A 16,796-nucleotide genomic window follows, 5' to 3' on the forward strand; every position below is an offset into this window, starting at 1 on the left:
TGGCGTTCTCACATCAAGAATATGTATTTTGAACTGCTGGAAAGCTCCTTGGAATAAGCAAATCCCAACTCCTTAAAATCCTTGAGACCATTCAGATCAGAAATATTATTCTCTGCCATGAACCGTACCATACCACCTCGAGCCATCTTAGATATTGTTCCCTTTTGCTTCACTTTCCCTTCCACCAGCTCACCAAACTCAATCGTAATAAATTGATCCTTTGGTGTGATATGTTTTTCGATGCATTGTGAGTATTCCTTCGAAGCCAAGTTAAGGATAATTCTGTCATCGTCCATCAGACTATGATACAACCGGTCTCCCCAGAAATCATATAAATCTTTGCAATCATTCACGGATAGCTTTGCCTGCATCTCTAGTCGATATGGCGTTACCCCATCAAAGGGCCTTAGTACTCCATAGAAGCCTGACAGAATACGCAAATGCTCTGATAGGTACGAAAGTGCTCTAGCTGTGAGCACTTTCGGAGCCATATGCTGATACTGCAAGCCTTCATATGCTATTACTGCCGGTGTCAGTTTACGCATCAAAGTCATATCTTTATAGCGCTTATAGTTTAATTCTGCTAATTTATCATTGCATTTCCACAATTCCTTACCTTCTAATAAGGACATGGATTTCATTTCATGCATCAATATTTTTGCATCATTAATAAATCCGGGTATTCCGGTAACCTCAATGGAATCCGTATCCTCGTTCATCTTCTTTGCTGGAGAAATTATTATCTTCATATCCTATAAGTGAGCCAGCATTTGTGCCGGATTCTCCTCTGCCTTCACTTTACCAAAGGCTTGTACAATTACCCCATCTTCATCAATGAGATATGTGGTTCGAACCACAGCCCCCTTTTCCTGAAACTGCGGATACAACTCTCCAAAGTTGCAAGCCTGCTTGGTACAGCCCGGAGTATTGTCCTTTGGATAGAAATATAAAATAACCTTCCTACCCTTGTACTCCTCTAACGTGTGCATCAGCCCATTCTGATCCGGCAATGAAAATGCTGGTGCTTTTGTTCCTGTCTCTATCACAATCTGACCTCCTGATTCTTATGTTAAATATAAAATCCTTCTCTTCCGCTTTTCTAGTATTCATTTCACTGTTACAATTTCCATCATTGCCTATTCTTCTATATCACGATGCCATCGCAATGGTCAATTTCATGTTGTATAATCTGTGCAATCCAATCAGTAAACTTCTGACACTGTTTATTGAAATTCATATCCCAAAACTCTACCTCGATATCCTTATATCTGGTAGTCTTACGAACTCCAATCAAAGAAAGACAGCCTTCTTCCGTCACGTACTCACCAGACTTTTTTACAATCACTGGATTAATCATCGCAATATTAGCAAAGCCCATACTCACTGCTATTATTCTCTTCTTGACACCAATCATATTAGCCGCCATTCCTACACAGCCTGCTTCATTGGCTTTTAAAGTGTCAAGCAAATCCTGAACAACCTGCATGTCCGCTTCCGTTGCCAGTTCTGACTTCTGATTCAGGAAAATGACATCCTTCATTACTGATCTAATCATTACAAACCTTCTTTCATTTGCTCAAAATAGTTGTGTTTCAGAGTATTCTTCTGCCAAGGCAATACCGTATATTTACCATATGGTACAATTACGCTAATGCCTGTCTTTATTTACTGTATTATTTGCTTATCTGTTTTAATAAGTCAGATTGGCATAACCTTTCTGCACTTCTGCCTCAGGCTTTCTGCTACAACCAACTTCCTCCTCGGATAAATAGATATTATTTGAACTACACTGTAGTTCATTTTTTACATACAAATTATAACACATTACCAGCTTAAAAAACACTTCATTTCCTCTTACACTCTATCAAATATATGTTTTGATACAATAGCAGGATGAGTATCAAAAAATCCCCAAACCAGATGATACCTGGTTTGAGGATTTAATAAATCGAATAACAGAACACCCAGAATGTCTACTTCTCATGCTCAATTTTGATAGTGGAACTATACGGTACTGCCGGGTTCTTTGCCAAATACTTTTACTCCTGCATCATATACCGGAATATATGCTGTTTTTACGGTATTTCCGGAGGTAGCTCCAGAAAGGTCCGTATAGGAAAAATCATTGGCATTGTTCCAGGTTACTGTGGATGGCGCTGCAATCCGAAACTGTACTTCTTTTCTGTAAGCAGACTGTCCGCCAGGATAAATCTTGGTTCCGGTAAAATCTGCATTGACATAATAGATATTGGACGCTTCATTCCATGGCAGTAATTTGGATACCACAGCTCCGTTATTGTAATTGGTATTTACCGTAATATCAGATGCTTTATATCCCAACTTTTTCACTTCTGAAATATCGATGAAGTATTTAAAGGACAGCTTATCTCCCATTTTAGCAGGCCAGCCAGAGCGGTTGTTTAAAAGTGCCTTGATTTCAATAAAATTACTGCCGGAGGCATTGATTCCTGCTTCTACAAAGTACTCATCATTGGTTACCGGTTCGATTGCTTTAAAGTCAGCAATTGGCATTCCGCCGTACACCCCATATAATTTAGCAAGGGCACCTACAAATCCTGCATTGTAATCGCATGCAATTTCATTATTTACATAATTACCGATATCATCGGTGTAGCTGTCATCTCTTCCGGGACCGCCAACTAAAGCACCGTAGATTGTATGTCTGTGATAGGTGGGAACCGTCTGACTGTCAGCCCAAGAACTGTGAGCCGTTCTGTGGTGAGGTCTCTTTGGAGGATTTTCACCAAATCCAACCACAAAACTGTGTCCTGCGCTACCCAGAGCATAATCCACCTGCTGCTTGGCAAAGGTATTATACGCAGTTACCTTGGAAGCGGTACAACCGGACCAGTCTGCATAAACACTTGCTAAGAAGGCTGTGGTAGTAGCATAACGCAAAGCTCCCCAGGAATCCAACCAGGCAAGGCCTTTTGGTGTATAGGAGACACGTTCTCCGTTATAACCGGTGGACCAGTAATCCAAATGCATTTCTGATGCTGTCTTATAAATTGCTTTGTTTGTGATCCTGGCAAGAAGGATTTCTGTGCCATAATGTACATCATCCCAGTTATGAGCCCATCTGTAAGCAAAGGTAGTGGACTGGGATTCTGTTCCCCAGTTTTTCACATAGGATTCCGCTTTGTTTAAATAAGTGGTTTCTCCTGTTGCAAGATACAACCAGGTACCTGCCCAGCTAAGTTCATCATAAAAACCGCTGTAGGAGGTGTAAAAACCATTGGCTGCAGTATAGCCTGCATCACTCTTGGTGGTATCTGCAAAAGCAAAGAGCTCTTTGGCATGACGGACGCATTCTGCGGCATAAGTCGGATTGCTTTCTGCAAATATAGCACCTGCGGCAGCTAAAGCTGCTGCTGACCCAGCTACTACGGAAGAACCAGGCCTTGCTAAATCTACCTTAAAGGATGGACGTGCCATCTGCATAACCTCGGCAGGTCCCCACCAGGAATGGTCAGCATTGCCGTCACCTACCTGATAGTAGAATACATTAGCAGATGGATGGCATTTTATCAGATAGTCGGTTGCCCACTTGATTTCCTCTAGCAGATAATCAAGCTGACCGCTCTGTTTCAAGGCGGCCCTTGATTCATAAACGCTCCAGGCTAACATAGCAGCCGTGTACGCCAACGGTAGGTTGAATTTCGGGTGATCACCTGCATCGTGCCAACCGCCGGTCAAATCAAGTCCGGCGTCTGCTCCATCCGTCAGACCGGAATCTCCTCTCCAGTTATTCCGGATGGTTTTCGGAAGTTTTCCGGAGCGCTGGAACTCATAAAACATGATTGCTTTTTGTAATGCTTCTCCGTAATTATAATTTGTCTGCGCTTTTGCAGTTTCTGCTGATTCAAGCCCTGTTAAGTTGGGATTTCCACCCATATTTTTATGTTCCTTAGTAAAAGCTTTTCCTGAAGAATTAACATTCATTTTTATTTCCTCCTTTAGATTTTTAACATTTAGTTAGGATATAACTGAATAAATATGTTGCCGGCGTTTTATATATCTTCCAGTTACATACTATAAAAAGAAATAAAAAATTATTTTGTAAACTAATTTATAGTTATTATTTAATACCTTTAATATTTTCACTGAATCAACAAATTCAAAGATGGAGCTGTTGCAAATTTTGCAACAGCTCCATCTCGAGTTAATTCACCCTCATTAAAAACATTTTTTATGTGGCGTGAGATAGTAGACTTATCTCTCTGAAACAATTCGGCCACCTGATCAATTGAAAGCCAAACAGTATCATTAGCAAGTTTCAGTTCAATTTTTTATTCCCGTCTTACCCACATGCACGGAGTATTATATTGGTATATTCTTTAAGTAAAAACTCGGTGATATCAAATTATTCACCTTAATTCGCTCCAATAAGCAAAGCCAAATATCCCCATTCCCAGATTAAGTTTTTAAAGCTTTTATCCAGATATTCACAGATATCTTCTTGGTCATATCCCATCATTCGTGATATAACAACTATATAATTACGTACCACTGTATAAGACAGTTTTTCTTGTTCATCAAGTAACCAACTTAGAAAGATTGAGTGCCTCATTATCGCATATTCCATAGCAATCCACTGAATCATAACAACCATACTTTCCAAATCCGAGTCTGGCATCAGACTATTTGAAAAAATTTCTACAATAAGATAATTGCGAAATAACTTTTCATAAGAAGAAAACTGCTTTTCGAATTTCTGTAATTGTACAATCATTTTACGTTTATCATAGTCTCTCGATAAGTTTTCCGCTAACACAGCTATTGGTTCCAGATAACTGGTATATAGTTCTTGCTTTCGATAATTTTCAGCTATATCTAAAAAAAGTTCATTATTTTCTTCAAAAGTATCTAAACTTAGAAATTTCATGTTATCTATGGTATCTGATAATTCTTTTAAGACAGCTTTGTCCTTATATTCGTCTATCTCTTTTTTTAATACAGATTCATTTTGATGAATCTCCAGAAGGATATAAAAAATCATCATCACACTCTTTGAAATAGAAAAGTGTTGATTTTGTATAATAGTAATCATCATAGTTCGAATCTGCAACAAAATGTCTTCATCCATATCAAACATATTCTTCGTAAAACAAATTTTATCCTGCTGATTCATCAAATCCACAACTTCTGGGCAGCAGGATACCAAAGAGTATTCTTTTCTATCTGCAAATTCGTGTATCTGCCTTGGGAAAATCGCACAAGTTTCAGACAAAACTTCATCTCCAAAAGTCAATACTAGATTGCAAAGTTTCTGTTCATTTAAGAAAGGACACTGCTTCTGTTCATTCAAAGCAATGACACGTGTGCCATCTTTTTGTCTTACATATTGATCTAAATAATCATTGTTTTGCTTTGTTAAGCTTAAGTGATTCCATTTTATATAAGTATCATCATCTACTGCAATCTTCCACTCTTGGCAACAAGTAAACGAACACCTGTCTGCAATGCAGGTAAAATTGTCATAGTAATCCGTTTTGATTTCATTCTTCATAATCATCTCCTAAAATACACTGATAGCGTCATTTTGTATACTTCTTATTTTCTCAGTGCTTCTTACTAAACCCAGTATATAACTATTTTGTTGTTTTTTCAGATAACCCATAGACTGTTATTGTTTCAATAATTGCTCCATCATTTTCCCAAGACTGTGTAGCAGGATATTCTTTTCTGTTTTGTAAGATATGATTCTGACTTTTTTATCTCTTACCATCAAAATCACCTATGCCAACAATATTTTTCCCTAAAAATCAGGGCAAAAATCGGCCATTATTTAGCCTGATTTTTGCCCGTTTTTCACACTGAAACCGCAACATATTGAGGTTTCAGTGTTCTATTCATCATTTTGACCTCAACGTGTCATTAGAATTACTGTCTCCACATGCCCCGTAATAGGAAACAGGTCCACTCCCCAACCTTTCTTAGCTTCATACCCTCTTTTCCTAAAAAGATCTAAATCTCTTGCAAGCGTCTCCGGTCCACATGAAATATATACCACTTTTTTAGGATTTAATTTAGCAACCGAATCAATAAATTCCACTGTACTTCCACTTCTTGGGGGATCAAGGAATACTACATCAACATTCTCTCCGTTTTCCGCCATATTTTCCATGAATTTTCCTGCATCGTTACAGAAGAATTTCACATTATTTAAACCATTTATTTTTGCGTTTTCGAATGCATCTTTTACAGCATCGCGATTAAATTCCACACCAATGACCTCTTTTGCATACTGGCTGGCAACGATGCCAATGGTTCCAATTCCGCAATAAGCATCAATGACTCGTTCTTTTCCGGTCAATCCGGCCGCTTCAATGGCCTTTTTATATAGAATTTCAGTCTGAACCGGATTCACCTGATAGAAAGATTTAGAAGAAATTCTGAAGCGATATCCACATAAAATATCCTCGATAAATCCTTTACCATACAGTACATGTTCCTTATCTCCCAAAACCATGTTGGTTCCACGACCATTAATATTTTGGATTACTGTGGTGATTTCCGGTTGCTTCTCTAGTAATGCCTTCACAAAATTATTTTTAGACGGAAAGATTGGTGAAGCAGTAACTAAAACAACCATAATTTCCCCTGTTGCAAAACCTCGTCGGATCAAAACATGACGAAGTAAACCATATCCCGTATCTTCATCGTAAGTACGAATTTTAAAGGATTTAAGCATGCCTCTGATGGTACCAATGATTTCATCTGCCTTTTGATCTTCAATCAGGCAGCTTTCAACTGGAACAACATGATGTGAATTTGCCTCATAGACACCTGAAAATGGATTTCCCTTTTTATCACGATCAAAAACAGCATGTACTTTATTACGGTAATGATAAGGGTTTTCCATACCGATCATTGCTTCAAGTTTACAATAGGGCTTCAATAACTCTTCAAGCCGCTTTTGTTTCTGCTCAAGTTGTTGTTTATAAGGTATATCTAGTAGCTGACACCCCCCACATATCCGAAAAACAGGACATTGGGTTTTGTTTCTTCTTTCCCCTGGATTTCGCTCAGTCTTGTCATCAGCTCCCTGCCAAGTTTTCTCTCCGTACTTCTTTCCGGCCTTTTCCCCAGATTTCTGCCAGGTTTTCTCGCCAAACTTCTTTCCAGTTTGCTCGCCTGCCTTAGACCAGGTCTTTTCTCCTGATTTCCGCTCAGTGTTTTCATCAGCTCTCTGCCAGGTTTTTTCTCCGTACTTCTGTCCGGCCTTTTCCCCTGATTTCTGCCAGGTTTTCTCGCCAAACTTTTTTCCAGTTTGCTCGCCTGCCTTAGACCAGGTTTTTTCTCCTGATTTTCGCTCAGTCTTTTCATCAGCTCTCTGCCAAGATTTCTCTCCGTACTTCTGTCCGGCCTTTTCCCCTGATTTCTGCCAGGTTTTTTCGCCAAACTTCCTTCCAGTCTGATCACCTGCTTTAGACCAGGTCTTTTCTCCTGATTTCCGCTCAGTGTTTTCATCAGCTCTCTGCCAGGTTTTCTCTCCGTACTTCTGTCCGGTCTTTTCTCCTGTTTTCTGCCAGGTTTTATCGCCATACTTCTTTCCAGTCTGCTCACCAGCTTTAGACCAGGTCTTTTCTCCTGATTTACGCTCAGTGTTTTCATCAGCTCTCTGCCAGGTTTTTTCGCCAAACTTCCTTCCAGTCTGTTCACCTGATTTAGACCAGGTTTTCTCTCCGTACTTCTGTCCGGTCTTTTCCCCAGGCTTCTGCCAGGTTTTCTCGCCATACTTCTTTCCAGTCTGCTCACCAGCTTTAGACCAGGTCTTTTCTCCTGATTTCCGCTCAGTGTTTTCATCAGCTCTCTGCCAGGTTTTTTCGCCAAACTTCCTTCCAGTCTGATCGCCTGATTTAGACCAGGTTTTCTCTCCGTACTTCTGTCCGGCCTTTTCCCCAGGCTTCTGCCAGTTTTTTTCCCCATACTTCTTTCCAGTCTGCTCACCAGCTTTAGACCAGGTCTTTTCTCCCGATCTGCGCTCAGTCTTGTCATCAGCTTTCTGCCAAGTTTTCTCTCCGTACTTCTGTCCGGTCTTTTCCCCTGATTTCTGCCAGGTTTTCTCGCCAAACTTCTTTCCAGTCTGCTCGCCTGCTTTAGACCAGGTTTTTTCTCCCGATTTCTGGCCGGTCTTATCTCTCGTCCTTTCTCCTTTTTTCTCACCTTTTATCATTGCATCACCACGAAATTTGTCTTTATTAAACCTGTTATCTGCCATTCATTTATCCACCTTTTTTTTAACATCAAACATAACAAACCCCGGCTTATCAGTTAAGGAATCTGCATCTGACTTTACGCCGGGCTATCATTGTTTACGATATTTACTTCTATTATAATACATTATTCCCCATAAAACCATTAAAATCCTACTTACCTTTGAAAAAGGCTTGCATTTTCATTCTACAAGGATATAATTATCTAAAAAACACAAAGGAAATATAATGATGGACGATGAAAATGACTCTTTTTATCTGGATAAAACTGTATATAAAGGAAGACCTCTTAATCCAGTTGGACGCCTCCCAAAAGAGATCCGCACCTATGATTTCTTAGATCAACTAGAGGTCCCCTTTATTCGACTGGACCACTCTCCCCTTCCTACCATTGAAGCCTGTCAGGAGGTTGATTCTATTTTGGAAGTTCAGGTATGTAAAAACCTATTCCTTTGTAATGCTCAAAAAACCAATTTCTATCTTCTCCTGTTACCAGGGAACAAAAAGTTCCGTACCGCTATACTATCCAAGCAAATAGGGTCTGCTCGATTGTCCTTCTCCGACACTGAATTTATGGAGAAATATCTGGATATCACCCCTGGCTCTGTTTCTATTCTCGGTCTTATGAATGATAAGAACAAGCAGGTTCGCCTACTCATTGATGAGGATGTTTTATCTCATGAATATTTTGCTTGCCATCCCTGTATCAATACATCTAGTTTGAAGTTCAAAACCAAAGACCTCTTAGACAAAATATTGCCAGCTATCAACATTGACTATACACTAGTTAATCTGCCATAAAAATCAGTGATTTTAAGCATAAAAAAAGGGGCAGGTCTCTGCACCCCCTGTCCCGTAACTTTATCTACATCTCGTATTCTTTATAATATCGTGGCCCAACTATTATGATAAAAAGCAATCTGGTTTTTTCCAGATTCCTTTGCACGATACATCGCACGGTCCGCTCGGAAAAAAAGCTCTTGATAATTCTCTTTCTTTTTTCCAGAACTTGATACGATTCCTATACTAGCTGAGATTCGCCCTTCCTCCTCTGGTACAATGCTTTCCACCATATCCAAAAGGCTCTTAGCTCTCTCACCAACATCTTCTGTTGAGGTAAAAACCACAAATTCATCTCCCCCGACTCTTCCAACCAAGTCAGGTTCTGGGAATATATGACATAACATTCTTCCCACTTGCTCCAGCATACGATCTCCAGCTGGATGACCAAAGCTGTCGTTGATTACCTTAAAATTGTCAATATCAATCATGCAAAGCCAGCCTATACGGCCACCCTTTAGCTTTTCCTCTACCCGAAGTTCAAAAGCAGTCTTATTATATACTCCAGTCAATCCATCCTTTAAGCACTGAAATAAGAGCTGCTCCTCTCTTTTTTTCAGACTAGTGATATCTTGTAATTTACCAATCAGGCTCACCGGTGTATTTGTTCCTTCCTCCCATTTTGTACTCAGTTTGCATGAGCACCAATGGTATGGTTCTCCGGTCTTTCCAAGACAGGTCTCGATTGACAAGACCTCTCCAAACTGGGGAGCATTATCCTTGTATGTATCAAAGAAATCTTTGAATGCAGACAAATTAAGCTGCCCTTTCGCATTGGTTGATAAATATAACTGTCCATCTTGGTAAGTATATTCAAATAATATTGTATCTGCAAAATGAATTATGTTTCTATATAGATGATCCGCCTCACTGTAATGGAAGAATTGATACTCTTTTTGAGTGCTCCCATTCACCAATTCCTTTCTCGATTTTCCTACCATGATACTTCCCCCTGTACCTTCCGGAATCCATCATTCCGCATCTTTTCCACTGGTATAACATATATGATAACGCTTTTTAAACGTATATGCAACTTGTTTTTTAGGTATTATTACGCATATAATACGTAATGTTTGGATAGATTATCCTATATGATTAACCAAGAGGTGATTATGTTGAATGAGCAGTTCGTAAGGAATCGAATCACAGAGCTCCGCCTGAAAAAAGATATCTCCGAGTATCAGATGAGCCTTGATTTAGGAAAAAACAAAAGCTATATTCAGGGAATCTCTTCCGGGCGGTCAATGCCTTCTATGAATCAGTTTTTTGAAATTTGCGATTATCTTGAGATATCTCCCAAAGAATTTTTTAATACGGAAAAAAAGGAACAACCTTTATTCAACGAGGCCGCGTCCTTAATGAAGCATTTGACCACAGAAGATTTGGAAGCAGTTTTTCCACTCCTACTAAGACTTACAAAAATGGCGGACCAGTAAAAGGAAGCAGAACCACAAACAATATGGTTCTGCTTCCCTTTATAATTAAACTGACTTGGTGTTTTCCTTCAGCCATAAAGCTTCTTCTTTTGAAAGATATGGAGATAACTTTTCATAAACTTCTTTATGATACTTATTTAAAAGTCTCACATCTTCCTCCGTCATTATAGAAGTATCAAGAGCCTCTAGATCAATGGGTGCCATTGTTAAAAACTCAAACTCCATAAATTGACCGTATTCATTTTCTTCTGCCTTTTTGCAAACAATCAGATTTTCAGTTCTGACGCCATGACTTCCTTCTATATATACGCCAGGCTCATCAGAAGTAACCATGCCTTCTTCCAAAATCGCATTGTCCTGTCTCTCAGGAACCATACGCCAGCGAATTCCATTGGGACGCTCATGGACATTTAATAAATAACCAACTCCATGACCGGTTCCGTGATCATAGTTGATTCCACGGCTCCAAAATGGTTCTCTTGCCACATAGTCTAGGGTCAGTCCACGACAGCCATATAAAAACTTAACGGCCCCAAGACGCAGCATACTCATAACAGTAAGAGTAAAATGCTCCCTCTCTGTATTTGTAAGAGGTCCTACTGCTATGGTTCTTGTTACGTCTGTAGTTCCTTCGTAATACTGCCCGCCAGAATCCACCAAATATAGACCTTTTGGCTCGATAACAGTATCATTTTCTGGAACAGCTTTATAATGGCACATTGCTGCATTTGCTCCATAAGCAGAAATCGTATCAAAGCTTAAGCCCAGATTACCTTCCTGTTTGGAACGAAGCTGATCCAAATAACTCTGAGCGCTCACCTCAGTAATTCTTTCTTTTCCAACGTTATGTTTCAGCCAGTAAATAAACTTTACCAGAGCAACGCCGTCCTTAATGTGAGCTAATTTCATATTTTCTACTTCAACAGGATTTTTTAAAGCCTTAGAAAGTACCGTTGGATTCATCTTATCAATGATTCGGTTTGAATCTGCAATCCCCTTTACGATAGAGTAATTGACTTTCCCTGTTTCCAGAAGAATCTTTTGATCCTTTAACTGTCCGACAACTTCATAGATGCTATCATATGGACATATGCTTACTCCTAATTCTTTTAAATAAGCCTTAACTTCTTCATTTAACACCTGATCATTGATGAACAAAGAAAACTCATCAAGGGTAATCAGGGCGTAAGCAAGAACGACAGGAGTACACTCAATATCATTTCCTCTGATATTAAGAAGCCAGGCAATGTCATCAAGAGTTGTTAAAACATGAGCAGTTGCCTTCTCCTTTTTCATCTTGCTGCGCAGTTCTTTGATTTTTTCTGAGGATGCTAATCCGGCATAAGATTCTTTTAAAATCCACACAGGTTCTGCGGAAAGGCTTGGGCGCTCTTTCCATATTACATCTACAAGGTCTTCTTCATTGGAAAGGGTGATATTCTTTTCCCCTAACAAGTCTTCTAGCTCCTGTCCATTCTGACCGCTCACCACACGTCCGTCAAACCCAATACAACCACCTTCTGGAAGAACCTGTTCTAGATACTCTTCTATTGTTGGAACTCCTGGATATCCCATCTTGCGCAGAGTAATACTGCTGCCTTCAAGCTGTTTGGCTGCCTGAACAAAATATCTGCCATCCGTCCAAAGTCCAGCTTCATTCATTGTGATGACTACCGTACCTGCAGAGCCTGTAAAACCAGTCATAAACTCTCTGCATTTAAAATAACTCCCTACGTATTCAGATTCATGAAAATCAGAGGTAGGAATCATATAAGCATCCATATTGCGCTCAGCCATTAAGCTTCTAAGCTTCTCAAGTCTTTCCTTAATCATCGTTATGTCTCTCCTTTTTCAATATTGCATGTACCATTTACCGGATTAATCCAAAATGAAGACAGGCATTTCGGATGCCGTCTTGATCAATGGGATCCGTTACATAATCAGCGGCTTTTTTCAATTCTTCCATCGCATTTCCCATGGCAATTCCTTTTCCTGCTACTTTTATGATGTCGTAATCATTCATACTGTCTCCAAATGCTATCGTTTCTGATAATGGTATTTTATAATAATCGCAGAGTCGAAGCAATCCCACTGCCTTTGACGCTTTTCGCTCTACCACATCTGCACCCTTTTTATCGGCAAACATATGGACATGGATTTCTGGAAATTCCTCCTCCATGGCTTTGGCACCAGTTTCATCTCCCATGTAAGCCATGGTCCTTACGTTTAGCTCTAATAGCTTATAGGGATCATTGAATTTTCTGCTGGATTGCCCCCAAAGACAGATGTCATGTGCTTTTACCCCTTCCGGATTGATATAGTAATCAAAGTCCTCTACGGTGGTTCCAACACTATATGGCGTCTTCTCCGTATATTTTAATATCTGCTTCAGCAAGCTCTTATCAAAAGTGTGTTCAAAAATGATCTCATCCCCTACTGTCACCTTTGTCCCATTGAGATGTATGATGGCATCTGGCTTTACCCGATCTCGAATGGCTGTGCTGAAAATCGAATCCATATCTCTACCAGTAGCCAGCACGATGGTGTAATTTTCCCTCAGCTGTTCTATGGCTTCCATGGCACTGTCCGGTATCGTCCAGTCTTTATGGTCAAGCAACGTCATGTCTACATCAAAGCTTACGATTGGTTTCATCTATTTTCACCTTTTCTAAATATTAATAATCTTGTCCTTATAATAATATCCTAATATTGAAATTATTTCAAGAAATATACTTTACCAAACATAAAGTTTCTGCTATAATGTCATAGTGTCAGGAAGACGGAGTATGGCGTAGCTTGGTAGCGCGCTCGGCTGGGGGCCGAGAGGTCGCAGGTTCAAATCCTGTTACTCCGATTCAATGATATCAGTGGATGCTGGAAGATCTTAACCATAAGATTTTCCGGTTTTTTTGTGTCTATGATGCGAATTTTGTCGATAAGAAATGCACTGTTTCACCTTATATATCACTTGCCTTTTTTAATTCTTTCAGTTACAATTCTTCTATGGAGATATAGCTCAGCTGGGAGAGCGTCTGCTTGACGTGTAGAAGGTCGCAGGTTCGAATCCTGTTGTCTCTATGTGAATGAAAACCCTGGTAGATGCAAGAAATTCTTGTATCTGCCAGGGTTTTTGTTATTCTAGTTTTAGAACCGCTTTGACACATAATATAAACTTTTTTTAATTTTTCCGCTGTTTATCAGATATCAGGAAACATAGATACACCATAAACTGTTATTGCCCCGATAGTGACGCATATTCAGCGTTGTACTACTTCCTTTAAATCGTTATAATTCTTTTTTTAATTCCAGTAAATCCTACATTCAATCTTCTATTTCTAATTTAGATAATCACCAAATTGAAAATACCAATACAGTCATACATATTTTAATGATTGCTTTAGAATATATTTATTGTAGTTTAAGATTATAAAGGTTATATTTTAACGATTATAATATACTATAAAAAGGTAACTCTAAAAACAAAAGATATTTTGTAGCAATAGACTGTTTAAAATCAGTTTTCAGCTAAGACTCTTGTTAATTCTATTGTTTTACTATAATGAAGATGTAATTATTTCTCGGTTTTTCAGCCAAACACTCCGGTGTCTTAAGAAGCATCTATCAGTTTGTCAGAAACGACTATTTAACAGGTTTTGTATACAAGCTATATTTTTTAATATTATTACAATGAAACAGAATTTCATAAGCCGGGAAAATAACCAATGAGGTGAAGCATGGGTGATATGACAGATGAAATACCAATTACGGCATTAAAAGGACTAACAGATCAAGAAGTGGAAGAACGAGTCCAGCAAGGATTCGTTAATCATACGAATAATCAAACCGGAAAGTCAGTAAAGGAGATAATCATGTCCAATCTCCTTACCTATTTTAACCTGATTTTTTTCATTATCGCCATATTGCTTATTTATGTAGGTTCGTATCGAAATCTTACGTTTCTGCCAATTATCATAGGAAACATAATGATTGGAATTGTACAAGAACTAAGAGCGAAGCAAATACTTGATAAAATGAATATAGTAAATGCCCCACACTCTCTGGTACTTAGAAATGGTGCGCAACAACAGATTGTATCCGAAGATTTAGTTAAGGACGACATAATATTACTATCCGCTGGTAATCAAATATGTGCAGATGCAGTTGTCATCGAAGGAAAAGTGCAGGTCAATGAAGCACTGTTAACAGGCGAGGCCGATGAAATAGAAAAAGTCAGTGAGAACAAACTACTATCTGGAAGTTTTGTAGTATCTGGACAATGCTATGCAAAATTAGAACATGTGGGAGATGACTCCTATATCTCCAAACTAACTGCAGAGGCAAAAATAGCGGGTAGCGGAGAACAGTCAGAGATGATTCGATCTATTAACCAACTGGTTAAATGGATCGGAATCATAATCATTCCAATCGGTGCACTCTTATTTTATCAAGGTTATTTCTTAAGTCAGGAAACCATGCAAAAGAGCATTATCTCTATGGTTGCTGCTCTTATCGGAATGATACCAGAAGGGCTATATCTGCTAACAACGATAGCACTTGCCCTAAGTACGATGCGATTGGCTAAAAGGAATATTCTTCTTCACGATATGAAAAGTATTGAAACTTTGGCACGAGTGGATGTGCTATGCGTTGATAAGACCGGAACAATTACTGAAACCAGAATGCAGGTTGAAGAATTTTTACCAAGCCAGACGTATCATGGGATTTTAAATACAGAGGAAGAATTGACGCAGCTTTTCGTGGATTATTCGTTTGCCATACAAGACGATAATGCCACCATTCATGCCATAAAGGAATATACGAAAACATTCGGTAAAAACAAAGAGACTCGAATTCCTCTTACAATTACACCATTTACTTCCACTACAAAGTACAGCGGCGTTGTATTTAAGGAAGGAAGCTTTATCCTTGGTGCACCTGAATTTGTCATGCGGGAAGACTACGAATTAATCGTACCGGAAATCGGTTCTTATATAAAAACAGGACATAGAGTTCTTGTATTAGGAAAATACGAAGGAGACGATATTGCAAGTGAGCTAACAAAAAAGGTTATTCCCTTAGGCTTCGTTATTTTATCAAATCCCATCCGTAAAAACGCAAAAGAAACCTTTTCTTATTTTAAGGAACAAGGTGTCACTGTTAAAGTTATTTCAGGTGATAACCCTGAAACCGTATCAGAAGTTGCCAGATGTGCTGGTATCGATAATGCCCATAAGTTCATAGACGCCAGCACACTAGACACAGAAAGCAAGTTAGTAAGTGCGTTAGAGGAATATACAGTCTTTGGACGGGTTACACCAAAACAGAAACAAAAACTGGTACAGGCGCTTCAAAAGAATGGACATACAGTGGCTATGACCGGAGATGGGGTTAATGATATTCTTGCAATGAAAGATGCGGATTGTAGTGTAGCAATGGCTTCAGGAAGTGAAGCAGCCACACAGGCTGCACAAGTGGTTCTTCTTGATTCGGATTTTGCACATATGCCTGATGTTGTGCTGGAAGGAAGACAAGTTGTAAACAATGTGCAGCGTTCTGCCGTGTTGTTTTTAGTAAAAAATATATTTTCTCTATTGCTGTCACTGTTTTCAGTGGTGTTTATGTTCACCTATCCACTAGAACCTTCTCAAATATCTCTGATAAGCATGTTTACCATAGGCATTCCCGGATTCTTGTTGGCCATGGAACCAAACAAGAAACGAATTGAGGGTCATTTTCTAAAGAATGTCATGATCAAAGCACTTCCAGCAGGTCTGACAGACGTACTGGCTGTAGGTGCACTTGTATTTTGCGGGGAAGTATTTTCCCTTCCTAAAAATGATATAGCAACCGCTTCTACCCTTCTCTTGGCAGTGGTTGGTTTTATCATACTGACAAAGATTAGTGCGCCTTTCAATCGAATAAAATACGGAATTATTATAATTAACATTTTGGGATTGGCTTTTTGTGGAATCTTCCTTCATCGGCTGTATGCCATCAGTGAGATGTCCAAGGTATGTATCGTACTACTGATTGTTTTTTCATTCGCCGCTGAATCCCTATTTCGGTATCTGTCGCTTGGCATTGAAACGTTAGATTCATTTTTTCTAAAGGTAATACACAAGAAAAATGATATCAATAAATAATAGAAAGGATTAAAGCGAAATAAGACGGGCCTGGTTTGCCAGATGCCCGTCTATTTTAACCTATTATATCAGTAGATATCATCTCTACCATTTCTTCCAGACTCATTGTCTCAGGAATACAGGTTTCTGAAATAATC

12 protein-coding genes, 2 tRNA genes and 1 pseudogene are annotated in these 16,796 nt (G+C 39.1%); 5 read left to right on the forward strand and 10 right to left on the reverse strand.

From position 1 onward, the window contains the following. Positions 1-8: 8 nt before the first annotated feature. From yaaA to rlmD, 7 genes and pseudogenes are all read right to left on the reverse strand, one after another. Positions 9-749: a peroxide stress protein YaaA gene (gene yaaA, locus BET01_RS13625; protein WP_120197361.1), complete on the reverse strand. Its 741-nt coding sequence runs from the start codon at positions 747-749 to the stop codon at positions 9-11. Positions 750-752: 3 nt separating this feature from the next. Next, positions 753-1,046, reverse strand: a complete 294-nt coding sequence (locus BET01_RS13630; RefSeq protein ID WP_120197362.1) for a peroxiredoxin — start codon at positions 1,044-1,046, stop codon at positions 753-755. Between the two features lie 98 nt (positions 1,047-1,144). Next, positions 1,145-1,555: a peptide deformylase gene (locus BET01_RS13635; RefSeq protein WP_120197363.1), complete on the reverse strand. Its 411-nt coding sequence runs from the start codon at positions 1,553-1,555 to the stop codon at positions 1,145-1,147. A 449-nt stretch (positions 1,556-2,004) separates the two neighbouring features. After that, positions 2,005-3,963 carry a glycoside hydrolase family 9 protein gene (locus BET01_RS13640; protein WP_166428733.1) on the reverse strand — a complete coding sequence of 653 codons (1,959 nt, stop codon included), beginning with the start codon at positions 3,961-3,963 and terminating at the stop codon, positions 2,005-2,007. 179 nt (positions 3,964-4,142) lie between these two features. Continuing rightward, positions 4,143-4,295 (reverse strand): annotated as a pseudogene (locus BET01_RS22540) (cell filamentation protein Fic); the annotation flags it as partial. 98 nt (positions 4,296-4,393) lie between these two features. Continuing rightward, on the reverse strand, positions 4,394-5,530 hold the full coding sequence (fliB, locus tag BET01_RS13650; RefSeq protein WP_243117216.1) for a flagellin lysine-N-methylase: 1,137 nt from the start codon (positions 5,528-5,530) through the stop codon (positions 4,394-4,396). 357 nt (positions 5,531-5,887) lie between these two features. Then, positions 5,888-8,245, reverse strand: coding sequence for a 23S rRNA (uracil(1939)-C(5))-methyltransferase RlmD (gene rlmD, locus BET01_RS22545; protein WP_330512879.1), 2,358 nt, complete (start codon positions 8,243-8,245; stop codon positions 5,888-5,890). A gap of 223 nt (positions 8,246-8,468) precedes the next feature. On the opposite strand from rlmD, the gene BET01_RS13660 reads away from it, so the two are divergent. Beyond that, entirely contained in the window at positions 8,469-9,041 is a 573-nt protein-coding gene (locus BET01_RS13660; protein WP_330512880.1) for a prolyl-tRNA synthetase associated domain-containing protein, read from the forward strand. Between the two features lie 80 nt (positions 9,042-9,121). Here the strand turns inward: BET01_RS13660 and BET01_RS13665 are convergent, their stop codons facing one another. Beyond that, the gene (locus BET01_RS13665) at positions 9,122-10,021 is read right to left on the reverse strand and encodes a GGDEF domain-containing protein (RefSeq protein WP_120197365.1); all 900 of its coding nucleotides are present in this window, start codon (positions 10,019-10,021) and stop codon (positions 9,122-9,124) included. A 171-nt stretch (positions 10,022-10,192) separates the two neighbouring features. Between BET01_RS13665 and BET01_RS13670 the strand changes: the two genes are divergently transcribed. Beyond that, positions 10,193-10,516 carry a helix-turn-helix domain-containing protein gene (locus BET01_RS13670; protein ID WP_166428734.1) on the forward strand — a complete coding sequence of 108 codons (324 nt, stop codon included), beginning with the start codon at positions 10,193-10,195 and terminating at the stop codon, positions 10,514-10,516. A 45-nt stretch (positions 10,517-10,561) separates the two neighbouring features. On the opposite strand, the gene BET01_RS13675 is transcribed toward BET01_RS13670, so the two are convergent. Both BET01_RS13675 and BET01_RS13680 read right to left on the reverse strand, forming a co-directional pair. After that, complete coding sequence (locus tag BET01_RS13675; protein WP_207667620.1) at positions 10,562-12,349, reverse strand: aminopeptidase P family protein; 1,788 nt, start codon at positions 12,347-12,349, stop codon at positions 10,562-10,564. Between the two features lie 37 nt (positions 12,350-12,386). Continuing rightward, the gene (locus BET01_RS13680) at positions 12,387-13,169 is read right to left on the reverse strand and encodes a Cof-type HAD-IIB family hydrolase (RefSeq protein ID WP_207667621.1); all 783 of its coding nucleotides are present in this window, start codon (positions 13,167-13,169) and stop codon (positions 12,387-12,389) included. Positions 13,170-13,296: 127 nt separating this feature from the next. Between BET01_RS13680 and BET01_RS13685 the strand changes: the two genes are divergently transcribed. From BET01_RS13685 to BET01_RS13695, 3 genes are all read left to right on the forward strand, one after another. Further along, positions 13,297-13,370: transfer RNA gene (locus tag BET01_RS13685), tRNA-Pro, on the forward strand. 151 nt (positions 13,371-13,521) lie between these two features. After that, positions 13,522-13,594: transfer RNA gene (locus BET01_RS13690), tRNA-Val, on the forward strand. 656 nt (positions 13,595-14,250) lie between these two features. Then, positions 14,251-16,659, forward strand: a complete 2,409-nt coding sequence (locus tag BET01_RS13695) for a cation-translocating P-type ATPase (RefSeq protein ID WP_120197367.1) — start codon at positions 14,251-14,253, stop codon at positions 16,657-16,659. Positions 16,660-16,796: the final 137 nt, after the last annotated feature.

Source organism: Lacrimispora algidixylanolytica (genome assembly GCF_003609635.1).
In the GTDB taxonomy this organism is placed as follows: domain Bacteria; phylum Bacillota; class Clostridia; order Lachnospirales; family Lachnospiraceae; genus Lacrimispora; species Lacrimispora algidixylanolytica.

Bases quoted from the DNA above. Each gene is read 5' to 3' on its own strand.
- BET01_RS13675 (WP_207667620.1), bottom strand. From the start codon at position 12,349: ATGATTAAGGAAAGACTTGAGAAGCTTAGAAGCTTAATGGCTGAGCGC.
- yaaA (WP_120197361.1), bottom strand. From the start codon at position 749: ATGAAGATAATAATTTCTCCAGCAAAGAAGATGAACGAGGATACGGAT.
- BET01_RS13695 (WP_120197367.1), top strand. From the start codon at position 14,251: ATGGGTGATATGACAGATGAAATACCAATTACGGCATTAAAAGGACTA.
- BET01_RS13635 (WP_120197363.1), bottom strand. From the start codon at position 1,555: ATGATTAGATCAGTAATGAAGGATGTCATTTTCCTGAATCAGAAGTCA.
- BET01_RS13660 (WP_330512880.1), top strand. From the start codon at position 8,469: ATGATGGACGATGAAAATGACTCTTTTTATCTGGATAAAACTGTATAT.
- fliB (WP_243117216.1), bottom strand. From the start codon at position 5,530: ATGAAGAATGAAATCAAAACGGATTACTATGACAATTTTACCTGCATT.
- BET01_RS13665 (WP_120197365.1), bottom strand. From the start codon at position 10,021: ATGGTAGGAAAATCGAGAAAGGAATTGGTGAATGGGAGCACTCAAAAA.
- rlmD (WP_330512879.1), bottom strand. From the start codon at position 8,245: ATGGCAGATAACAGGTTTAATAAAGACAAATTTCGTGGTGATGCAATG.
- BET01_RS13670 (WP_166428734.1), top strand. From the start codon at position 10,193: ATGTTGAATGAGCAGTTCGTAAGGAATCGAATCACAGAGCTCCGCCTG.
- BET01_RS13680 (WP_207667621.1), bottom strand. From the start codon at position 13,169: ATGAAACCAATCGTAAGCTTTGATGTAGACATGACGTTGCTTGACCAT.
- BET01_RS13640 (WP_166428733.1), bottom strand. From the start codon at position 3,963: ATGAATGTTAATTCTTCAGGAAAAGCTTTTACTAAGGAACATAAAAAT.